At 67.5% G+C, this 21,190-nt stretch carries 24 protein-coding genes; 5 read left to right on the top strand and 19 right to left on the bottom strand.

Annotation, left to right across the window (positions count from 1 at the left end; genetic code table 11):
- Positions 1-40 precede the first annotated feature (40 nt).
- The 5 genes from E5679_RS17300 to dnaB form a co-directional block, all read right to left on the bottom strand.
- Entirely contained in the window at positions 41-382 is a 342-nt protein-coding gene (locus E5679_RS17300; protein ID WP_138418167.1) for a hypothetical protein, read from the bottom strand.
- A gap of 91 nt (positions 383-473) precedes the next feature.
- Entirely contained in the window at positions 474-1,055 is a 582-nt protein-coding gene (locus E5679_RS17295; protein ID WP_138418165.1) for a hypothetical protein, read from the bottom strand.
- 36 nt (positions 1,056-1,091) lie between these two features.
- A complete protein-coding gene (locus E5679_RS17290) occupies positions 1,092-2,456 on the bottom strand; it encodes an MATE family efflux transporter (RefSeq protein WP_138418163.1) in 1,365 nt (454 codons plus the stop codon).
- Positions 2,457-2,500: 44 nt separating this feature from the next.
- Positions 2,501-2,773, bottom strand: a complete 273-nt coding sequence (locus tag E5679_RS17285) for an adenylate cyclase (RefSeq protein ID WP_138418161.1) — start codon at positions 2,771-2,773, stop codon at positions 2,501-2,503.
- Between the two features lie 83 nt (positions 2,774-2,856).
- Positions 2,857-4,248, bottom strand: coding sequence for a replicative DNA helicase (dnaB, locus tag E5679_RS17280; RefSeq protein WP_138418159.1), 1,392 nt, complete (start codon positions 4,246-4,248; stop codon positions 2,857-2,859).
- Between the two features lie 521 nt (positions 4,249-4,769).
- Between dnaB and E5679_RS17275 the strand changes: the two genes are divergently transcribed.
- Positions 4,770-5,474: a hypothetical protein gene (locus E5679_RS17275; RefSeq protein ID WP_138418157.1), complete on the top strand. Its 705-nt coding sequence runs from the start codon at positions 4,770-4,772 to the stop codon at positions 5,472-5,474.
- A gap of 6 nt (positions 5,475-5,480) precedes the next feature.
- On the opposite strand, the gene E5679_RS17270 is transcribed toward E5679_RS17275, so the two are convergent.
- The 6 genes from E5679_RS17270 to rpsF all read right to left on the bottom strand — a co-directional run bounded on the left by E5679_RS17270 (position 5,481) and on the right by rpsF (position 9,344).
- Positions 5,481-6,608: a dipeptidase gene (locus E5679_RS17270; RefSeq protein ID WP_138418155.1), complete on the bottom strand. Its 1,128-nt coding sequence runs from the start codon at positions 6,606-6,608 to the stop codon at positions 5,481-5,483.
- A gap of 21 nt (positions 6,609-6,629) precedes the next feature.
- Positions 6,630-7,280 carry an FMN reductase gene (locus E5679_RS17265; protein WP_138418153.1) on the bottom strand — a complete coding sequence of 217 codons (651 nt, stop codon included), beginning with the start codon at positions 7,278-7,280 and terminating at the stop codon, positions 6,630-6,632.
- A gap of 316 nt (positions 7,281-7,596) precedes the next feature.
- Positions 7,597-8,049 (bottom strand): 50S ribosomal protein L9, encoded by a 453-nt coding sequence (gene rplI / locus E5679_RS17260; protein ID WP_138418151.1) that lies wholly within the window; start codon positions 8,047-8,049, stop codon positions 7,597-7,599.
- 19 nt (positions 8,050-8,068) lie between these two features.
- A complete protein-coding gene (rpsR, locus tag E5679_RS17255) occupies positions 8,069-8,308 on the bottom strand; it encodes a 30S ribosomal protein S18 (RefSeq protein WP_010144869.1) in 240 nt (79 codons plus the stop codon).
- A gap of 66 nt (positions 8,309-8,374) precedes the next feature.
- Positions 8,375-8,983: a single-stranded DNA-binding protein gene (locus E5679_RS17250; protein WP_138418150.1), complete on the bottom strand. Its 609-nt coding sequence runs from the start codon at positions 8,981-8,983 to the stop codon at positions 8,375-8,377.
- A gap of 55 nt (positions 8,984-9,038) precedes the next feature.
- Complete coding sequence (gene rpsF / locus E5679_RS17245) at positions 9,039-9,344, bottom strand: 30S ribosomal protein S6 (RefSeq protein WP_138418148.1); 306 nt, start codon at positions 9,342-9,344, stop codon at positions 9,039-9,041.
- A 306-nt stretch (positions 9,345-9,650) separates the two neighbouring features.
- On the opposite strand from rpsF, the gene E5679_RS17240 reads away from it, so the two are divergent.
- Positions 9,651-10,325 (top strand): DUF1345 domain-containing protein, encoded by a 675-nt coding sequence (locus tag E5679_RS17240; RefSeq protein WP_249336210.1) that lies wholly within the window; start codon positions 9,651-9,653, stop codon positions 10,323-10,325.
- Positions 10,326-10,328: 3 nt separating this feature from the next.
- Here the strand turns inward: E5679_RS17240 and E5679_RS17235 are convergent, their stop codons facing one another.
- The 8 genes from E5679_RS17235 to E5679_RS17200 all read right to left on the bottom strand — a co-directional run bounded on the left by E5679_RS17235 (position 10,329) and on the right by E5679_RS17200 (position 17,440).
- On the bottom strand, positions 10,329-11,606 hold the full coding sequence (locus E5679_RS17235) for a M18 family aminopeptidase (RefSeq protein WP_138418146.1): 1,278 nt from the start codon (positions 11,604-11,606) through the stop codon (positions 10,329-10,331).
- Positions 11,607-11,627: 21 nt separating this feature from the next.
- Complete coding sequence (locus tag E5679_RS17230) at positions 11,628-12,359, bottom strand: glutamine amidotransferase (RefSeq protein ID WP_138418144.1); 732 nt, start codon at positions 12,357-12,359, stop codon at positions 11,628-11,630.
- A gap of 41 nt (positions 12,360-12,400) precedes the next feature.
- On the bottom strand, positions 12,401-12,865 hold the full coding sequence (locus tag E5679_RS17225; protein WP_138418142.1) for a phage holin family protein: 465 nt from the start codon (positions 12,863-12,865) through the stop codon (positions 12,401-12,403).
- Positions 12,866-12,927: 62 nt separating this feature from the next.
- Positions 12,928-13,635 (bottom strand): response regulator, encoded by a 708-nt coding sequence (locus E5679_RS17220; protein WP_138418141.1) that lies wholly within the window; start codon positions 13,633-13,635, stop codon positions 12,928-12,930.
- Positions 13,632-14,759 carry a sensor histidine kinase gene (locus tag E5679_RS17215; RefSeq protein ID WP_138418197.1) on the bottom strand — a complete coding sequence of 376 codons (1,128 nt, stop codon included), beginning with the start codon at positions 14,757-14,759 and terminating at the stop codon, positions 13,632-13,634. Before E5679_RS17215 ends, E5679_RS17220 begins: the two co-directional genes overlap by 4 nt.
- A 216-nt stretch (positions 14,760-14,975) precedes the next feature.
- Positions 14,976-15,854: an ABC-2 transporter permease gene (locus tag E5679_RS17210; RefSeq protein WP_249336209.1), complete on the bottom strand. Its 879-nt coding sequence runs from the start codon at positions 15,852-15,854 to the stop codon at positions 14,976-14,978.
- Positions 15,851-16,792: an ABC transporter ATP-binding protein gene (locus E5679_RS17205; protein WP_138418139.1), complete on the bottom strand. Its 942-nt coding sequence runs from the start codon at positions 16,790-16,792 to the stop codon at positions 15,851-15,853. Before E5679_RS17205 ends, E5679_RS17210 begins: the two co-directional genes overlap by 4 nt.
- Before the next feature lie 171 nt (positions 16,793-16,963).
- Positions 16,964-17,440, bottom strand: coding sequence for a DUF4383 domain-containing protein (locus E5679_RS17200; protein WP_420821083.1), 477 nt, complete (start codon positions 17,438-17,440; stop codon positions 16,964-16,966).
- Positions 17,441-17,705: 265 nt separating this feature from the next.
- Here E5679_RS17200 and E5679_RS17195 point away from each other — a divergent pair, with 265 nt between their 5' ends.
- Genes E5679_RS17195 through E5679_RS17185 form a run of 3 tightly spaced genes read left to right on the top strand, consistent with a single transcriptional unit; the run spans position 17,706 to position 21,188 of the window.
- The gene (locus E5679_RS17195) at positions 17,706-19,241 is read left to right on the top strand and encodes a permuted SH3 domain-containing protein (protein ID WP_138418137.1); all 1,536 of its coding nucleotides are present in this window, start codon (positions 17,706-17,708) and stop codon (positions 19,239-19,241) included.
- Entirely contained in the window at positions 19,210-19,962 is a 753-nt protein-coding gene (locus E5679_RS17190) for an ABC transporter ATP-binding protein (RefSeq protein WP_338055918.1), read from the top strand. The genes E5679_RS17195 and E5679_RS17190 overlap by 32 nt, the downstream gene beginning before the upstream one ends.
- Entirely contained in the window at positions 19,959-21,188 is a 1,230-nt protein-coding gene (locus tag E5679_RS17185) for an ABC transporter permease (RefSeq protein WP_138418135.1), read from the top strand. The genes E5679_RS17190 and E5679_RS17185 overlap by 4 nt, the downstream gene beginning before the upstream one ends.
- Positions 21,189-21,190: the final 2 nt, after the last annotated feature.

Raw genomic sequence — 21,190 nt, 5'->3', positions numbered from 1 at the left:
CCAATGTACATGTCGAACCCCGCTCTGCGCTCGCTCCCAGCTACTCGCGGTGAGCGCCGTCCGCGGGATCCTCGGGACGCTTGGCTTCGGGCGCCTTGCCCTTGCCCTTGAGTCGGTCCGCCGAGCGAAGGTTCACGCCGGACCCCTGGCCGAGGTGCTCGGAGTTCTCCTTGTAGGTCATGGACAGCATCGCGGCGATGACGAGGCACACGATGAACGCGACTCCGCCTGCTGTGAAGGCGAGGTCGAAGCGCATCCCGTGCCCCGTCCCACCCGAACCGAAGATGAGCACCGCCACGAACGCAACCACGCCGAAGAACGCGGAGAACATGAGCGGGCCCTTGATGCCGACGCGCGGTCCGCGTGGGGATTCTTCGGTCATGGGGGCCCTCCTTGCGCTGCGAGCGCTGCTGTGGGTGCGGCGGTGGATCTGAAGGAGTTCTACGCCAAGTAGAAAGTAGAACCAGTCAATTCTAGGCCACTCGGGCTGAGGTCGCGGAATCGTGCCTCAGGCTCAGGGCCGCGATCGCCAGCAGAACCCCCGTGATGATCGCCGGCCCACCGGCGACCCCGAGCAGCGCATGCGGGCCGAGTCCGGCGAAGAAAGGAAGGAGAAGACCGCCCCCGAGGCTGACGACTCCCGTGATGAGGAGATCGCGGGCGAGCGGCGCCGACCCGGCCTTGGGCCGTCGCGAGAGCACGGAGCGGACCACGTCGGAAATCCCCACCAGCACGAGCGCGGCCGCGCCCACCCACGCCAGCAGGCTCACCGAGGGTGACACGACAAGCACGACGGCGGCCACCGCACCGAGGGCGTAGGGCACGAGTCCGAAGAGCGCAGAGATCCGCCCTGGCGCCGGCCGCTCAGCTCGGAGTAGCCACACCTCGCCGGCGAGCAGGCACCAGACGTACGCTGCGAACACCCACGCCGCCCCCGCCGTCGTCGGCTGCCCCCAGAAGACCGTGGCCACCCCGAAAGCCAACGCCACGGCTGCCCTCAGCAGAACCGGCGGCCAGAGGCGGGCGCGATCAGGCGAAGGGGCGTCGAGAGGCATGGAGTCAGTCTAGTCGCGGGCCTCGCCGCGCCGTTCTCAGTGGGCGCCAAGGACCATCCAGGTGCCACCTCTCGCGCGGAGGCCCAGGGTTGCGGCGCGCGCGAGCATGTAGCCGCCGGCGAAGGCGGCCCAGAGCCACGCGAGGCCAGCCGGGCCAGTCACTCCCGCAAGCCCGACCCAGACGAGGAGAGGCCCGTAGACCACGAGGTTGAGCACTCCGGCGAGCGCGAGATACCGGGCGTCGCCGGCGCCGATCAGCACACCGTCGAGAATGAAGACGAAGCCGCACACCGGCTGGCTCGTCGCCAGCACCAGCAGGGCGGGCGTGAGCGCTTCATGCACCAGCGGATTCGGCGTGAAGAGCCAGCCGAGCCACGGAGCAGCGATCGCCAAGAGTGCGCCAGTCACCACGCCGAACCCGAGCGACCACCGGACCATGGTTCCGGTGAGCTCGCGCGCCCTCGCGGCGTCGGAAGCGCCGAGCTCCTTGCCGATGAGCGATTGCGCGGCGATCGCCAGCGCGTCAAGGGCGAAGGCCAGGACGTTGAACATGGTCATGGCGAGCTGATGTGCCGCGAGGTTCTCGGCGCCCTGGGCCGTTGCAACCACGACGGTCGCGAAGATCGCCGCACGCAGGGTCAGGGTGCGGAGCATGAGCCAGGATCCGACGTGGGCTGCGCCGAGAATGCCGCGCCAGTGGGGTCCCAGAGCAATTCCCTCATGGCGAATGCGGGGCACGATGATCGCGAGATACACCGCCGCCATGCAGAGCTGGGCCACGCTCGTCCCGATCGCAGACCCGGCAATGCCCCAGCCGAAGCCGTACACGAAGACGAAATTGAGCGCCGCGTTGGCCCCGAAGCCCGCGGTTGCCACGACGAGGGGCGTTCGAGTGTCCTGGAGGCCGCGCAGGACGCCCGTGCCCGCGAAGACGAGGAGCATCCCGACAAGCCCGGGCATGGACCATGCGAGGTACTCCACGGCGTACGACTGCACCGCCGGAAGCCCGCCCACCGCTCTCACGATCGCCGGGCTGACAATCCAGCCGACCACTGCCAGCAGGACGCCGAGAAGCAGCGCCAGCCATACACCGTCGCGCGCTGCGCACATCGCCCGCGCGGGCTGACCCGCCCCGAGGAAGCGTGCGACAGCGGGGCCGGTTCCGTAGGCGAGGAAGACCATGAGGCCCACGATGGTCTGCAAGATCGTGGTCGCAAGGCCGAGCCCGGCCAGCTCGTCGACGCCCAGATGCCCGATGATCGCCGAATCCGCGAGGAGAAAGAGCGGTTCGGCGATGAGCGACCCGAAGGCCGGCACCGCGAGCCGCAGGATCTCCCGCGTGGTCGAACGCCGGCCTCCTTGGACGTGCGGGTGGCCGTGCTCTTCCTGTGTGCGATCCATGCCTCCCACTGTAGGCACGGTGACCGACAGTCCGGCCGCGTCAGTCAGTGCGACGACTGCTGGAAGCACGCGACGTCGTATTGCGACGTCTCGTTGTAGTGTTGGCCTCCGGTTCCGCCATTGGTGCTGTTGATCCCCGGCTCATTGAACGGCGATCCGGGGCTGCTCGAGGAATTGCCCGGCGTGTTGGGCTCGAGCTGTTGGCACGATTGGCTCGGCAAGCCCGGTGCGCCCGGAGGGTTGTCTGCCGCTGCCGGCGCCGCGAAGGCAAGACCCAGGAAAGCCGTCAACCCAAGGATCCGAAGTGTTCTTCTCATGGCGATGCTCCTCATACCGAGGGCCGCGCCGCCCATAGCGCGGCCCGACACGCATATGACGCTCCTGGACCGCTTGGGGTTCACTAAAAGCCGCCGCCCTCGCTGTCGCCAGAGTCGACGGCCATGTTCGCGAAGCGGGAGTAGTGGCCCTGGAAGGCCACGACGATGTCCTTCGTGGGGCCGTTACGGTGCTTCGCGACCAGGATGTCCGCCTCGCCCGCGCGCGGCGACTCCTTGTTGTAGACGTCCTCGCGGTGCAGAAGGATGACCATGTCGGCATCCTGTTCGATCGATCCACTTTCGCGAAGGTCCGAGACCATGGGCCGCTTGTCCTGGCGCTGCTCGGAGCCACGATTGAGCTGCGAGAGTGCGATCACCGGAACCTCGAGCTCCTTGGCCAGCAGCTTGAGCGCACGCGAGAACTCGGAGACTTCCTGCTGGCGGCTCTCGACCTTCTTGCCAGAGGACATGAGCTGGAGGTAGTCGAGCACCACGAGCTTGAGGCCGTGCTGCTGCTTCAGGCGACGGCACTTCGCCCGGATCTCCATGAGCGACATGTTCGGCGAGTCGTCGATGAACAGCGGCGACTCGTTGAGGGGGCCCATGACCTTCGCGATCTTGGCCCAGTGCTCGTCGCGCAGCGTTCCACGGCGGAGGTCCTGGAGCTGGATGGTCGCCTCGGCGCTCATCAGACGCATGGCAATCTCGTTGCGGCTCATCTCAAGCGAGAAGAAGACCGTGGGCAGCTTGTGCTTGATCGCGGCCGAACGGGCGAAGTCGAGCGCGAACGTCGACTTTCCGACGGCGGGGCGCGCCGCGATGACGATCATCTGGCCCGGGTGCAGGCCGTGAGTGAGTTCATCGAGTTCATAGAAGCCCGTCGGGACGCCCGTGATTCCCTCACCGCGATGACCCGCAGCCTCGATCTCGTCCATCGCCGATTCCATGACCTCAGACAGGGCCACGTAGTCCTCGCCCTGACGGCGCTCGGCGACGGAGAACACTTCCGCCTGCGCCTGATTGACGAGGTCCTCCACCTCGCCGTCCTGCCCGTACCCGAGCTGGACGATCTTGGTTCCAGCGCTGACGAGCCTGCGGAGGATCGCGCGCTCGGCGACGATCTCGGCGTAGTACCCGGCATTCGCCGCCGTCGGAACCATCTGGATGAGCTCGTGGAGATACGCCGGACCGCCGACGCGGTTGATCTCGCCGCGTTTGGTCAGCTCGTCGGAGACGGTGACGGCATCCGCTGGCTCACCGCGGCTGTAGAGATCGGTGATGGCCTCGAAGATCGTCTCGTGCGCGGGACGGTAGAAGTCGTTGGAGCGGACGACTTCAACGACGTCCGCGATCGCGTCTTTCGACAGCATCATGCCGCCGAGCACGGACTGCTCGGCGACGATGTCCTGAGGCGGCGTACGCCCCACGTCCGAGTCCCGATACGACGGGGCGGACTCGATCTGGGGAGCAGACACCGGGATACCTCACCTCGAACACGGCTGCCGGATCGGGGTGCGAACACCTCTTCCGGATGAGTTGCAGTCACGGTATCGAGGGGGTGCGACAAACCCAAGCCGGTCGTCCACCGGTCGTGTGGATAACCTGTGGGGAATGGGCCCGCACTTGTTCACAGTGCTTGTGGATATCTGTGGACAACTTCTCCGCATTGCCCTCAACAGCCTTCTGACGTGGGCAGACTTCGTCTACAGAGTGTGGACCAAAGAATTTTTTCCACATTCGAAATCCACAGCGCCAGAACGCTTTTTTGGACACCTGTTTGTGTTTTCAGCCATCGTGCAGAGTTTATGTGAGTTGCAACACATGCGTGAGGGGTTGAGCTTTCTTGAGCATGCTCTCGTGGGAATACGTCACGGGTGGCGACCACCGAGGAGCGCCCGGGAGTGCCGCCGCATCTGGCCCGTACTACTCTGGAAGTGCCCCGAACGGGACTCGCGCTGACACTTCCCGCACCTGCCGCACCGATCCGGAAGCCCCGATGGAAAATCTGCTGCCGCCACTCATCATCCTGTTGTGCGTCGTTGCCGTCGTCGTCCTGATCTTCCGGCGGGGTGTGAGGAAGTCGCGGGAGTCGGCCGAGACAGCCATGGCGGGCGGACCAGAGGCCGCCGCGGCTGCTTCCGCGAAGCTGACCGAAGAGCAGCACCGCACCATCTACTCCCTCATCGCGCAGGGGCTGACGGTGCAGGCCATTGCCGTCTATCGCCAGGCCACTGGGACGAAGCTCACCGAAGCCCGCAACGCCGTGCTCCTCATGGAACGCCACCCGCAGCCGTACGGGAGCCGGGAAGCGTTGCCCGACACGTCCCAGACGGAGCCAGAACCTCTCGCGGCGCCAGAGCTGGAGCGGCCAGTGGAACGGGAGCAGCAAATCCCGCCCGAGCCCCTGGAAAGCCGCGAGCCGAAGCCGGCAGCGCCGTCGTCGTCCTTCGAGACCCCCTCCAAGGTGCCGGCGGCAGCATTCGGCGAGCGCTCGACCACCCGCTTCCCGTACCGCTATCGCGCCATCGTGAGCAATGGGCGACAGACCCTCGAGGTCGCGAGCAATCTCCTCAACGACGAGATCTATTCCGAGATCAAGGCGCTGGCCCAGATCGGTGACGCCGAGGACGCCGCCCAGCTGCTCTGGCGCCATTCGGAGATCAGCATCGAAGAGGCGCGCGCGTTCGTCGAGCTCCTCTAGAGCGGCTCACACAGGGCCGACTTCGGTCGCCTCGAGCACGCGAAGGGCGTTGGCCCAACACAAGGCCTCGAGGTCGCCGTCCGTCCAGCCGCGCTCCCGCAGCGCGTCGAGCAGCGGGCGGTAGCCTGCGACCCCGTCCATCCCGACCGGTAGGTCAACGGTTCCATCAAAGTCGCCGCCCAGTCCCAGGTGCTGGGGTCCCACCACCTCGCGGGCGTGCTCGAGGTGACGGACGACGTCGTCGATGGTCGCCTCGGGCGCGGGGTTCGCGGCGAGCCACGCCGCAAAGTCACGTGCGGCATCGGGGTTCTCCGCGGGCAGGACGTCGTGGAAGCCCACCGGGAGCCCCAGCTCAAGCCGCTTGTCCCGGACCGCCCGCGCATGATCGCGGCACGCCTCAGAGACGAACTTGGGGACGAACGTGACCATGAGCAGACCGCCGTTGTCGGGGAGGCGCTCGAGGACGCCGTCGGGGACGTTCCTGGGATGCCCGCAGACCGTTCGGCACGACGAATGTGAGAACATGACGGGTGCGGTGGTGGTGTCCAGCGCGTCGTGCATGGTGCGCTCGGAGACGTGCGAGAGGTCCACGATCATCCCGATCCGGTTCATTTCCGCGACCACCTCGCGGCCGAAGGCCGCCAACCCTTGGTCGGCGCCCTCGCCTGTGGCCGACGAGGCCCACGGGAGGCTGTCATTGTGGGTGAGGGTCATATAGCGGACGCCCAGCTCGCCCATCATGCGCAGGACAGCGAGCGAGGCGGCAATGCTGTGGCCGCCCTCCATTCCCATGAGGGACGCGATGCGTCCGCGGTCGACGGCGGCCCTCACCTCTGCGGCGGTCCTCGCCAGCTCGAAGGTCGCCGGGTGGGCGGCCACTATACGGCGCACGCAGTCAATCTGCTCAAGCGTGGCGACGACAGCCTGCTCCGGCGTCAGCGTCGAGGGGACGAAGACTGACCAGAACTGGGCCCCGACGCCGCCCCGTCGGAGGCGAGGAATGTCCGTGTGGAGCCTCGGCTGGCCGATCTCGAGCGTTGCGGCGGCGACGTCGTACCCGAAGTCTTGGCGCAGGGCCCAGGGAAGGTCGTTGTGGCCGTCGACGACGGGGGCATAGGGGCGCTCAGACTGCACCCCGTCATGGTACGACGGCGATCAGTTGCGGCCGGTCAGCTCGGAGAGGAGTTCCTCGAAGCTCTTGTCCTCGGGACGCGTGGCGATCTTCGGCGCACGCGCCGGGCCTCCGTGGCCCATGAGCTCGGCCGCGAGCTCAGCCGCGGCGCGCTCGATCCGGGCGCCGAGACCGCCCGCCGAAGCCGCGTCGCCGTCGTCGCCCTTGCCCCAATCCATCGGTCCGGCGAAGACACCGGTGGGCACGATGCGCGCACGGAGGTAGGTGAAGAGTGGCCGCATCGCGAAGTCGATGACCATGCTGTGGCGCTCGGAGCCGCCCGTGACTCCAAGGAGGACTGGCTTGCCGTCCAGCGCCTTGTTGTCGAGCACGTCGATGAACGACTTGAACAGGCCGCTGTACGAGGCGCTGAAGACGGGCGAAACGACGATGAGGGCGTCTGATTCCTCGACGGCGCTGATGGCTTCCGCGAGCTTCGGTGCGGCATATCCGGTCACGAAGTTGTTGGCGATGTCCACCGCTAGGTCCCGCAGCTCGAATGCGGACACCTCGGTCTCCACGCCAAGAACCGCGGCGCGGCGCACCGTCGCTTCCGCCAGTTGGTCGGCAAGCAGGCGGCTTGACGATGGGGTGCCCAGACCGGCCGAGATGACGACGATCTTCTTGGCGTTCATGGTGTTCGCTCTCCGTTCGCGAGTTTCATGCATTTGCATCAATCCCGACAACGGTGGAGGCCAGCGACCTATTCCCACCCCAGTTTCGGGTACACCAAACCCCCTCCTGCGGCGTTTCGGGAACAGATACTTCCAAGCCACTAGCGAGCCAGCCGAGGGGGCGGGAAGTATCTGTACCTGAGACGTCCTGCGGGGGAGGTATCTGTACCTGAGACGCCCTGACGGGAAGGTATCTGTACCTGAGACGGGAAGAGAGGGCCTCCGCCGCTTCGGCGGAGACCCTCTCGAGGTCCGTTAGCCCTCAGGCCACGTGGAGCTACTTCGCGGCGACAACCTGGAGGTTGATCGTCGCGGTGACCTCGTCGTGCAGGCGCACGGCGACGTCGTAGTTGCCCGTCGACTTGATGTGCCCGGGAAGGACGACCTTGCGCTTGTCGATAGCGCCGAGACCGGCCTCCTCGACAGCGGAGGCGACAGCCTCGGTGCGGACGGTGCCGAAGAGGCGGCCTTCCTTGCCGGCCTTGACCTCAAGACGGACCGGGGTCTTCGCGAGAGCAGCAGCCTGCTCCTGCGCGGCCTCGAGCGTCTTGTGGGCCTTGGCTGCACGGGCAGCGTTGATCGCCTCGACGTGCGCCTCGCCACCACGGGTCCAGCGCAGGGCGAAGCCGCGCGGGTAGAGGTAGTTGCGGGCGTAGCCGTCCTTGACCTCGACAACGTCACCAGGCGTGCCGAGTCCGGTCACTTCCTGGGTCAGGATGATCTTTGCCATGGTTTTCTCGCTTCCCTTCTCAGCCGCGGCCAGCGCCGGAGTAAGGGAGCAGGGCAACTTCGCGGGCGTTCTTGATCGCCTGGGCGATCTTCCGCTGCTCCTGCACAGTCACGCCGGTCACCCGGCGGGCGCGGATCTTGCCGCGGTCCGAGATGAACTTGCGCAGCAGGGCGACGTCCTTGTAGTCGATGACGGTGATGTCAGCGGCCTTCAAGGGGTTGGACTTTGGTTTCGGCTTGCGGATTTCAGCCTTAGCCATCGTGGAGCTCCTTTTGTCTCGCGGAGCCCGTGGTCATGCCACGGGATGGTGATGAATAGGTGTCGATCAGAAAGGCGGCTCGGAGTCGGGGCCGCTGCCCCAGCCACCAGAGTTGCTAACGCCCGGGGTTGCCCACGGATCGTCGTTCTGCGCGCCGCCGCCGTTCCAGCCGCCGGAGCCACCCTGGTTCTGCGAACCCTGGTTGCCACCCCAGCCTCCAGCGTTGCCGCCACCACCGAAGTTGCCCCCGGCGTTGGCACCGCTGAAGTTGCCTCCCTGACCGCCAAAGTTGCCGCCCTGACCGCCGGAGCGCTGAGTGCGGTTGACCTTGGCAGAGGCATAGCGGAGGCTCGGGCCGATCTCGTCGACCTCGAGCTCGATCACGGTGCGCTTCTCGCCTTCCTTGGTCTCGTACGAACGGCTCTTGAGCCGGCCTGTCACGATGACGCGCATGCCCTTCGTGAGGGACTCTGCGACGTTCTCGGCAGCCTCGCGCCAGATCGACGCGCGGAGGAACAGGGTTTCCCCGTCCTTCCACTCATTCGACTGGCGATCGAAGGTGCGCGGCGTGGAGGCCACCGTGAAGTTGGCCACGGCGGAACCCGACGGCGTGAACCGGAGCTCCGGATCGTTCGTCAGATTGCCGATGACCGTAATCGTGGTTTCGCCTGCCATGCTGCCTCCTGGTCCGAGTCGTTGACGTTCTTACGAGCGAAGGGATCGCGCCAAACTACTTGGCGGAAACCTTCTGGTCTTCGGGGCGGATGATCTTGGTGCGCATGATCGTCTCGTTCAGGTTGAGCTGGCGATCCAGCTCCTGGGCCGTAGCCGGCTCAGCCGTGAAATTGACGACGGCGTAGATCGCCTCGTTCTTCTTCTTGATGTCGTAGGCCAGACGGCGACGACCCCAGATGTCCACCTTGTCGACGGTTCCACCGTCGGTGGTGATCACACTGAGGAACTTGTCGAGCGACGGCTGAACGGTGCGCTCGTCGACCTCGGGGTCGATGAGGACCATCAGTTCGTAAGGACGCATGTGTGAACCCACCTCCTTTGGGCTAAGCGGTTGCGGTCTCTCCGCAACAGGAGGTTCATTAGCGTTGTCCACGCGACCGGGCAGTCCCCGAGGGAGACCGGCCGCCGCACAGACTTCACCATCCTACCGGATCTTGGCTGCCCGACCGAGCCGCTGTCCGAGCCGGCCCTCCTCGCCGGTGGCAACAACGCTACGCCGCCTTCCGCCGTCGTCCTCGTGATCCCGCCTCTATGTCGACGACACGCCGTCGAGCCCCATGTGCAGGACAATCAGCGCGCCCCAAGGTGCCGGTGCGAGGATCGGGCCATGACGCCACAAGCACAGACCACCCGCTCGCCTCGCGCCATCGCTGCTCGCCGCCGCCTGTGGACCATGCTCGCGGTGGGCGTCGTCGCCGCGGTCCTGACAGGCCTCTTCTCCTCCTGGTGGCACGCGCCGGCGGCTGGATGGGGCGCCGCGGCCCTTCTGTACGACGTCTGGGTCCTGAGGAGGATCCTCCCGATGAACGCGGAGCAGACCCGGAGCCACGCTCGTGAGGAGGATCCTCGCCGGGCGACCCGCGATTTCCTCATCCTGTGCGCGAACGCGGCCGCGATCATCGCCGTGATCGTGGTGATGGTCTCCGGAAATCAGGCGAAGGGCGGCGCGAAACTGACCCTCGCGATCCTCGCGATCCTGGTGGTCGCGGCGTCCTGGCTCATGCTGCACACCATCTTCATCCTCCGCTACGCCGAGGTGTACTACGGAGAGAACCCGCATGGCGGCGTCGAGTTCAATCAGGAGCAGCCGCCCAAGTACACCGATTTCGCGTACCTCGGCTTCACGCTGGGGATGACCTTCCAGGTCTCGGACACCAACCTCACGAGCACGAAGATCCGCACCGAGGCGCTCAAGCAGGGAATCCTGGGCTACATCTTCTCGACGGTCATCCTCGCGGCCACCATCAACCTGGTCATCGGACTGGCGAACCAGGGCGGGTAGGCGTCAGCCCGCGAAGAAGCGCTCCGCGACGAGCGCGAGCCGCCACGGATCCTGCACGCCCGCGAGCTCGCGCGCGGAGTGCATCGACAGGAGCGGGACGCCCACGTCGACCGTGCGGATACCGAGGCGCGTGGCCGTGAGCGGGCCGATCGTGGACCCGCACGGGACATCGTTGTTGGAAACGAACTCCTGATACGGCACCTCGGCCTCGGCGCAGAGTCGGGCCCAGAGAGCGGCGCCCGCCGCGTCGGTTGCGTAGCGCTGCTGCGCATTGATCTTGAGCAGCGGACCGCCGTTGAGCACCGGGCGGTTCGCGGGATCGTGCTTCTCCGGGTAATTGGGGTGGATGGCGTGCCCGGCGTCGGCAGAGATGTGCCACGAGGCGGCGAAAGCACGACGGCGGTCAGTGGCCGTGGCACCGAGGCCCTCACCGATGCGCGCGAGGACGTCCTCGAGGAAGGGGCCAGAGGCACCAGAGCGGGTCGAGGAGCCGACTTCTTCATGGTCGAACGCCGCGAGCACGGGGATAGCCGTCTCCTGGGCTGAGTCGAGGACCCGGGCCAGAGCGGTCACGCCCGCATGCACCGAGGACAGATTGTCGAGGCGACCCGAGGCGAGGAACTCGCCGTCCGCGCCGAACACCGACGGCTCCTGCGCATCGGCCACGACGAGGTCGTAGCCGCCGATGAGGCCCGCGTCGACGCCGGCCTCACGCGCCACAAGACCGAGGAGGTCCGCCTGGGACGCGTCGCCAAGGCCCCAGACAGGGTTCATGTGCCGCTGCTTGTCGAGTTTCAGTCCGTCGTTGACTCCACGGTCAAGGTGGATCGCGAGCTGCGGAAAGCGCAGAAGGGGTCCCGTGGCCACACAGTGCTCGGCGCCGTCGAGCATCACGAGGCGGCCGGCGAGGCGAAGCTCTCGGTCGAGCCACGAATTGAGCATGGGTCCGCCGTAGACCTCCACGCCTGCCTGAAGCCAGCCGTGCGCGCCGGCCGTGGGCTTGGGCTTGAGCTTGAACGACGGGGAATCCGTGTGCGCGCCGAGGATCCGGAACGGCGTGAGGGGGCTGGCGCCGTCGGGAATGACCCAGGCGATGAGCGCCCCGTCGCGCACCACCGCGTAGCCGCCGGGCTCGGAAGGCCATTCGTCGGCCTCGGAAAGCACCCGGAAACCCGCCTCGGCCAGCCGTCGCGAACCCTCGCGCGCCGCATGGAAGCTCGACGGCGAAGCGACCACGAAACGGCCGAGGTCCAAGGCATGGCGATGCGCGGCGGTAGGCATGAGGCGAGTCTAGCGAGCCGTCTAGCGCGCGTAGCGCTCCACGAAATTCCGCAGGATCCGCTGGGGCTCGTGCACGTGGGCGCGGCGCGCGCGCTCCTTGACGGCGTCGGCCTCTTCCGGCGGGAAGTACCCGGAATGCCGGTACGCATCGACCCGGCGTTCGAGGCCGGGCAGGTCCAGCTCGGGGTGAAACTGCGTGGCGTACAGGTTCCGCTTGAATCGGAACATCTGCACGGGGCAGGACGCCGAGCCGGCCAAGAGCGCGGCGTTCGACGGCAGCGTCCGCACCGCCTCCTTGTGGCCCACGAAGGCATCGAACGAGGGCTGGAGCCCCGCGCACAGGGGGTCGACGACGCCAGCCGGGCTGAGCTGGACCCGCACCGGGCCGACGGGCTCGCCGAAGCGGCGGTCGACGACGGCGCCCTCGTGGGTCCCCAGAAGCCCGACGCCGTAGCACGCGCCGAAGAAGGGGAAGTCCTCCTCCACGATGTGGTCGAGGAGGGTGCCGATCTCCTTCTCGACCCGGCGCTGGCACTCGCTCTTCTCCTCCTCGGGGTCCGACGCCGTGAAGGGGCTGCCGCCGAGGATCACGCCCGAGTATTCCTCGAGGCGGATAGAGGGCAGCGGGCCGGCCTCGGCGCGCACGCGCACCAGCTGCTCCGGGGTCAGGCCTCCGTACTCGCAGAACGCGCGGTACTCGTCGTCGGCAACGACATCGTGGTCGCGTGAGGCGAGGAGCAGGAACGGCCGCATGGGCACATTCTGCTCCGCGCTTCAGGTGCAGGGAAGCAGCCCTACGTCAGCTTCGCGCGTTTCCGTCCGGCGCCGATAGGTCCGCCGACGATCGAGGAGACGACGGAAATGATGATCGCTCCCAGGATCGCCGTCCAGAAGAACTTGTCGACCGTGAGGCTGACCGGCGTGAACTTGCTGATCCAGGCCGTCAATTCCAGCATCGCCGCGTTGAGCACGAGGGCGAACAGCCCGAGGGTCAGGAACGTGACCGGCAGGGCCAGCCGCCCGACCAGGGGGCGGATCAGGGCATTGATCACCCCGAAAAGCAGGCCGATGATCAGGTATCCGAGAATGACCCCGATGACCGAGCCGGCGCTTGGCCCGGCCTCCTTGGTTGCGACCTCCGTCGTCGCTGCCGCGTTGATTTTCAGGCCGGGCAGGATCAGCGTTGCCACCCAGAGCGCTACGGCGTTCGCAACCACCCTGAGAATGAACGGCCAAAGTTGGTTTTTCTTGCGGAACATGGCACACCTCGCTGTGCTGAAATGGTTACCCGCGCACGGCCGCCCCAAACAGGGGCGTAGTCTCAGTAGTCCGGGTTGCTCGGTACCACGAGGCCCGTCTCGTAGCCGTAGACCACTGCTTGAACGCGGTCCCGGAGGTGGAGTTTCGAGAGGATCCGCCGCACGTGGCTCTTCACCGTGGCCTCGGACAGATAGAGGCGATGCGCGATCTCCGCGTTGCTCAGGCCCTCGCAGATCGCGCGGAGCACTTCGACCTCTCGTGGCGTGAGGTCCTTCAGGAGAGGGTCGGGCTGGGTCTCGGGGCGTTCGACGGCGTTGCCCGCCGAGCGCACGTACGTCTCCAGAAGCCGCTGGGTGACCCGCGGACTGACGACGGCGTCGCCGCTCGCCACGAGTCGGACCGCGTGCACGAGTTCCGCGGGCGCGACGTCCTTGAGGAGGAACGCGGAGGCGCCCGCTTGGAGTCCGGCGAACGCGTACTCGTCCAGATCGAACGTCGTGAGGATGATGACGCGGGCTGAGGATTCGGAGGCCGCGATCCGGCGGGTGGCCTCGATGCCGTCCATGACGGGCATCCGAACGTCCATGAGGACAACATCCGGAGCGAGCTCGCGGGTCAGACGCACGGCGTCGGCGCCGTCGCCGGCCTCGCCGACCACCTCGAGGCCGTCCTCCGATTCGAGGACCATGCGGAAGCCGACTCTCAGGAGCGGCTGATCGTCCACGAGCAGGAGGCGCAGCGGCCTTCCCTCGGCGGGAGCCGCCGTCATCGATTGCCTTCCGTCCAGTGGAGCTCTGCGTTCACGCGCCATCCTCCCCCAGGTCGCGGTCCCGCCGTCAGGGACCCGCCGAACAACGCGGCGCGCTCGCGCATCCCGGCAATCCCTCCGCCCGTTCCCAGCTCCTTCACCGCGCCTTCGGAGGCCGCGCCGCCGTCGTCCTCCACGAGGATCCGGACCGCTCCGCCCTCGCGCGCGACCCGCACCTCGACGCGGCTCAGCCCGCGGGCGTAGCGGAGGACGTTGGTGAGGGACTCCTGCACGATGCGGAAGACCGCGAGTCTGAAGGTCGCGTCGTCGGGCAGTGCCTCGCCCTCCTGGACGAGGACCACCGGCAGCCCGGCAGCCCGGAACCCCTCGATGAGCGCCTGGAGCCCACTGGGGCTGGGTTCGCGGCCAGCCCCGCCGCTGTCGGCGCGGAGGACGCCGAGCACGCGGCGCATGTCCGCGAGCGCGGCACGCCCCGTCGCCGAGAGCTCGCCGAGCACGGCGCGGGCCTTCTCGGGGTCGCGTTCGAGGGCGCGGGACGCGCCGTCACTGAGCGCCACCATCACGGTGAGCGAATGTGCCACGACATCGTGCATCTCGCGGGCGATCCGATTGCGCTCCTGCACCGACGCCAGCTGGGCGCGGCGGATGGCCCATTCGCGGACCTCGGTCTGGTGGAGCCGATTGCCGCGCACCACAATGCCGACCCCGACGGCCACGAGGTTGGAGAGGATCACGGACACTGATGCGACCAGGCCGATGAACGGTCCGTGCTCCGCAAGGAACTGCTCGCCGGGCTTATAGGCGAAGGCGAAGTAGGCGGCAGAGGGAATGCTCGCTCCGACCGCGACCACCAGGGCCCACGGCGTCCGCAGCCGCAGCGCGACGACGTAGAGGGCGAACCATGCCGCCGCGCTCATGCTGCCGAGCTCGGGCGTGGCGAACAGGATGACGGCGTCCATGAGGACGATCCCCACGAGGAGCAGCCACGGGGCCTGTCGGCGGACCATGAGCGCCGCCTGGGCGAGGAGCAAGACGGCGAACTGCCACCAATGCCCGCCCCTCCCCGTCTCAATGAGGGCGCTGAGCGAGAGGATGACGCTGATGGCAACGACGACGGCGTCCATGGCCACCGGGTGCTCATAAAGGAATTGCCGCAGCCTTCCCCGTCGCGCCGGAAGCGCGACAGCCGCGCTCGCACCAGCCGGGCTCGCACCAGCCGTGCTCGCGCCAGCCGTGCTCGTCGGCACGCCAGCGGGAGGCGCGCCGCCCGTAGGCGCCGCACCTCCCGTTCGGATCACACGAGACATGCTGTCCATTGACATGGCATCAATTGTGGTGCCCTACACGTCCCGCTGCTGCAGGGTGGCGTAGGCGGCGCCGAGGAGCACCACGACGTACGCGGCGAGGACCAGGGTGCCCTGCCACGGTTCGAGGTAGGCCGCATTCTGCAGGTTGCTGGCCGTGCCCGCCTCGAACATCGCGTCCGCGGCGTTGGTGGGGAGGTACTTGCGGGCCTCCGTGAAGAAGTCGCCCGGGATGAGCTGGAAGATGATCGGCAGCACGAACAGGAGCGCCACGAGGGTCACAATCGCGCCGGCCGAGTTCCGCAGGAGGGCACCGAGGGACAGACCCATGAGCGCGACGGCCGCGACATACACCGCGTTGAGGAGCATGAACCGCTGGACGTCCCAGCTCGCCATGTCGAGATGCAGGTTGTAGTTGCTGAGGATGGGCTGCGCGACGAGGCCCCCGATGTAGGCGCCCACGTAGGTCAGCACAAAGCCCACGACGACGGCGTACACGGCCTTGGCGGTGAGCACCGGCCACCGCTTGGGAACGGCGGCGAAGGTCGCGCGGGACATCCCCGTGGTGAATTCGGAGCTGATCATCAGGACTGCGAGCGCGCCGACGATGAGCTGCGCGAAGCTGACGCCGCCGGCGGGCAAGTGCAGGACGGCCGAGGCCGCGTCCAAGGCCTCGGCGCGCGGACCGGCCTGGCCGCCTTGACGCACCGTGGTGGTGACCTGGCCGATACCCCAGGCCTGAAGCGCTGCGAAGCCGACCAGCAGCGCGACGGCGCACAGCAGCAGGATCCGCGTGGAGAGGAGCGAAAGCAGCTTGATGCGCTCCGAGTTGAGCACGCGGAGGAAGTTGGGGCGGCCGAACTCGTGATGAGGGGCCGTGGCGTGCCGGAACGGGTGGGTTTCCATGGTGCTCATCGGGCTGCCTCCTGGGCTGCGGCGGGAGTCTGGGCATCGCCGGAGCGGTACTCGACCTCGTCCTTGGTGAGCTGCATGTAGGCCTCCTCGAGGGATGCCTGAAGCGGGGTCAGCTCGTAGACGAGGACCTGGTGCTCGAGCGCGGTGCGGGCGATCTGACGGGGGTCGAGGCCGGAGACCTCGAGGACCTCGTGCTCGGGGGCCTGGATCGTGACGCCGGATCCCGCGAGCAGGCGGGAGAACTCCTCCGGCCGATCGGTCCGCACGCGGGTGCGGGCCTTGCCCTGGCTCGAGATGACGTCTTCGATGGGCGCGTCCGCGAGGATGCGCCCGCGACCGATCACGATGAGGTGGTCCGCCGTCTGGGCCATCTCGCTCATGAGGTGACTCGACAGGAAGACCGTGCGGCCTTGGCTGGCCAGGTACTTCACCAGGTTCCGAACCCAGACGACGCCCTCTGGGTCGAGGCCGTTCACCGGTTCGTCGAGGACCACGACCTGCGGGTCGCCGAGAAGCGCAGCCGCGATGCCGAGGCGTTGGCCCATGCCGAGCGAGAATCCCTTGACCTTCTTCTTCGCCACGGCGCCGAGGCCCGTCATCTCGATGACCTCGTGGACCCGCTTCGCCGGAATTCCGTGGGTAGCCGCGAGTGCCGAGAGATGGCTGTACGCCGAGCGGCCCGGGTGCACAGCACGGGCCTCGAGCAGGGCGCCAATCTCCCGCAGAGGGGCGTTGTGCCGCGCGTAAGGCGCTCCGTTGACGGTGACTGTGCCGCGAGTCGGGGCGTCGAGCCCCATGATCATGCGCATCGTGGTGGACTTCCCGGCGCCGTTCGGTCCGAGAAAGCCTGTGACGCGGCCCGGTTCGACGGTGAACGTGACACCGTCGACGGCGGTCTTCTCACCGTAGACCTTCGCCAGGTCGACTGCCTGGATCATGTCCCCTCCTTGGTAGCTGACGATTCCACGCTAGAACTCGCGGGAGGGCCACGCGACGGTCGGCGGGATGAACCTTGCGGGTCCGTATCCTCCTCAGGGACTAAGGGACTGCGCAGCAAGGCAGGGCGACGTCGATCGACGTCGCCCTGCCTCCTGGTTGACGCTCTCCGCTCACATCTGCGACATTCCGCGGTTCTCGCCCGCGCGGGGGGTCACAGCGAAGCCGAGGACGATCAGCACGACCCCGAGTGCCAAGTGCAGCCAGTTGTCGGCCGTGTTGATCGGGATGAAGTTGGCGGAGCCCGACTGATCGATGAACAGCCCGTAGACCGAGAGGATGAGGTAGACGATGCCGCCGCCGATCAGGAAGTACCTCGACAGGGGAACCGTACGCGCCATCAGCAGCCCGGCTGCGCCGAAGAGCAGATGGACGATGTTGTGCAGGACGGAGACCTGGAAGACGCCCAGGAGCATCGCCCCGGAACCGTGCCCGGCGAAGCTCAGCTGGGAGTAGTCGGTCGTGATTCCCGGCACGAAGCCGAGGATGCCGACCAGGGCGAAGACGGCGCCTGCGACGAGGGCGGTCTCCTGGATCGGCGTGCGATAGGTCCGAGCGCTCATGCCCGGATGTGCGGAGGATGTGGACACGGTGAGTCCTTGATTTAGACCTGCTCAGTTTTCGAGGCTTCCCCAAGCCCGGCGACCGGCTCGAACGGCCGGGAACACGATGGCGCAACGTCAGGCACTCATGTCGCCTGACCCTTCAAGCATCCGAGAACGCGGCACATTCCCCCAGAGGCTTTTGGCCTGCCGGCATCTGGTGGGACCGCCGCAAAGGTCACACAGCGACGCATTGGGCGGCATTCCTGCTCCTGCACAGCAGATGCATAGGTAAGACCATTAGGTTCCTGCCGTGAATCGAAGAACCGTGGCGATCAACTCGGCCCTTGGAGCCGCCGCTATCCTGCTTGCGGGCGGCACCTATGCGACCGTCACCGCGACCGCCAGGCCGGCCAGCACCGTGAGCTCCCGAACCGTTGCGGCGAGCCGCGCCTCCGTGCAGGCGACGGCGACGGCTTCCGGCAGCGTCTCGTCGACGACGACGACCGCGGTGGGCGCCGGAAACTGTTCCGGACCGGTCACCGCCGTGAAGGTCAGCGTGGGCCAGGCCGTGAAAGCCGGCCAAGAGCTCGTGGACATCGACCCGACGAATGCGCAGAACGCCGTCGACTCCGCCCAAGCGCAGCTCGACGCCGCCGCCGCGCAGGCCAATCAGTCAGCGGCCCAGGCCGCCAACTCGGTGGCACAGGCGCAGCAGCAGCTCACCAATGCACGGCAGACGCAGGGCCTCGACGCCCAGCAGCAGGCCAACGCCGTCGCCGCTGCCCAGAAGCAGGTCGACGCCGACCAGGCCACGGTCAACCAAGCGCAGGCGACTGCCTCCGCCAACCCCAATAACGCCCAGGACGCCAATGCGCTCAACTCCGCCCAGGCGCAGCTGACCAAGGACCAGCAGGCGCTCACCCAGGCGCAGAACCAGCAGCAGTCCACGGCGCTCAAGGACCAGCAGCAGGTCTCGTCCGCGCAGGTCTCCCTCAACTCGGCGGCGAATTCGCAGGCGAACTCGGCCACCGGCAACACCACGACCGCCCAGATCGCGCTCCAGACGGCGCAGAAGAACCTCGCTGACTGCGTGGTGAAGGCACCCTCGGACGGCACAGTCACGGCGATTGGCGCGGTCGTCGGGGCGACGGCGGGCAGCGGCTCGGGGGCAACGTCGTCGTCCTCTTCCTCGAGCGGCGGGACCGGCGGAACCGGGGCTGCGGCGGCGAGCAGCGGCAACTCGTCGTCGTCCTCCTCGTCCGGTCTGGTGACGCTCACCGACACGGCCCACCTCCAAGTGGTCGCGGGCTTCTCCGAGTCTGACGTCGCAACCATGAAGGTCGGCCAGACCGCGACGTTCACCTTCCCGGCCATCAAGGCGGACGCAAACGCTGCTCCCGTGACCGGCAGCGTGACCGCGATCGCCGCCACCTCCACCACGACCAGCGGGGTGGTCACCTATGCGGTCACGGTCTCCATGGCAAACCCGCCCGCCGCCGTGCGGCTCGGCGAGAGCGCGAATATCTCGGTGACGACGGCGACGGCGGACAACGCGCTCATCGTCCCCTCCCTGGCGATCACCACAGCGGGGAACCGCCAGACGGTGACTGTTGAGCGCAACGGGGCCGAGCAGACCGTCGCCGTCACCACCGGCATCACCGCGAACGGCCGCACCCAGGTCCTCACTGGGCTCAACGACGGCGATCAGGTGGTTCTCCCGAGCGTGACCACGAGCACCGACACGGGAACCAGCGGGACCCAGGGCGGGCGAGGGATCTTCGGGGGCGGCGGCGGCTTCGGCGGAGGAGGAACGGGTGGCAACGCCAATACCGGCACCGGCCGCTGACGCCTGGGCTGCGCCGGTGCCGCGCCGCGCGCCTCGGCCCGTCATCGCCCTCGACCGGGTGCGCAAGGTCTACGGACAGGGCGAGGCCGAGGTCAGGGCGCTCGACGGCGTTGGCCTCACCATCAAGCGCGGCGAGTTCGTCGCCATCGTGGGGGCGTCCGGCTCAGGCAAGTCGACGATGATGAACATCATCGGCTGCCTCGACGCGCCGACCTCCGGGCGTTACTTCATGGACGGGATCGAGACCGGCGAGCTCGACGAGTTTCAGCTGGCCCAGATCCGCAACCGCAAGATCGGCTTCGTGTTCCAGAGCTTCAACCTCATCCCGCGGACCCGAGCGGTCGAGAATGTCGCCATGCCGCTGGCGTACCGCAAGGTGCCCCGGCGCGAACGGCACCAACGCGCACTCGAAGCGCTCGACGCCGTCGGCCTCTCAGCGCGCGCCGGGCACCTGCCGTCGCAGCTCTCGGGCGGACAGCAGCAGCGCGTGGCGATCGCGAGGGCCTTGGTCACGGAGCCCGTCCTCCTCCTCGCGGACGAGCCCACAGGCGCGCTCGACACCCATTCATCCGAGGAGATCCTCGACCTGTTCGAGTCGCTGCACGCCCGCGGACGGACGATCGTCATGATCACCCACGAGGCCGACGTCGCAGCCCGGGCCGAGCGCGTGGTCCGGATGCAGGACGGGAACATCATCTCGGACACCGGGGCCGTCCGATGATCGCAGAATCCGTCCGTTTCGCGCTGTCCGGGATCTCCGCGAACAAGATGCGCTCGATCCTCACCACGCTGGGGATCGTGATCGGCATCAGCGCCGTGATCACGCTCCTGGCCGTCGGGGCCGGGACGTCGAACATGATCAAGGACCAGATCGGCAAGCTCGGCACGAACGTCCTGACCGTCAACCGGGCCCTCGCCACGGGCGGCCGGACGACAGGCGGGAGCGCGACCGGCACCCGCACCCAGTCCACGAACCTCACGCTCGCGGACCAGCAGTCCCTCGACGACCCCGTGCTCGCACCGGACATCGCCACGACGGCGCCCGTCGTCCAGGCGCAGGCGATCACGGCGACGCTCGGCACGTCGACCCACTCGATCACGTCGACCCTCGGCACTACACCGGCGTACTTCGGCATCACGAACTTCACGCCCACCGCGGGTCGCCTGCTCAACGACGCGGACGCAGGTCAGGCCGTCGTCGTCCTCGGGAACAGCGTTGCCGTGGACCTCGCCGCGAATGTCTCCACCCTCGTAGGACAGACCGTTTCGCTCAACGGGCAGAACTTCACGGTTGCCGGCGTGCTCGCGCCCAAGGGCACGAGCGGGCTCAACGACCCGGACGACGTCGCGATGGTTCCGTACACGACGGCGCAGGACAAGTTCACCGGCTACTCCCCCAGCCTCTCGTCAATCCAGGTGCAGGCGAAGAGCGCGGACGTCATGACCCAGGCGCAGAACGAGATCCAGCAGATCCTCGACGCGCGGCATCAGGTCACGAGCGCGAACCGCGACTACCAGGTCCGCAACCAGGCCCAAGTCCTCTCGACCGCGACCACCACCACCCAGACGCTCACGATCCTGCTGAGCGCCGTCGCCGGGATCAGCCTGCTCGTGGGCGGGATCGGCGTCATGAACATCATGCTCGTCACCGTCACCGAACGAACGCGCGAGATCGGCATCCGCAAGGCGATCGGAGCAACCCGCGGGAACATCGTGCTGCAGTTCCTCGTCGAATCGCTCATCATCTCGATCCTCGGCGGCATCGTCGGGATCCTGATCGGCTTCGGAGCCTCGAGCTTCGAGATCGCGGGGATCAAGCCGGAGGTCCAGTGGTGGACCGTGTGGCTGAGCGTGCTCGTCTCCGCCGGGATCGGCCTCGTGTTCGGCATCTACCCGGCCAACAAGGCCGCCAAGCTCCGTCCCATCGACGCGCTCCGCTACGAATAGAG

This window comes from Sinomonas gamaensis (assembly GCF_005876955.1).
GTDB lineage: Bacteria > Actinomycetota > Actinomycetes > Actinomycetales > Micrococcaceae > Sinomonas > Sinomonas gamaensis.
This window is presented reverse-complemented; position numbering and strand designations above follow the sequence as displayed.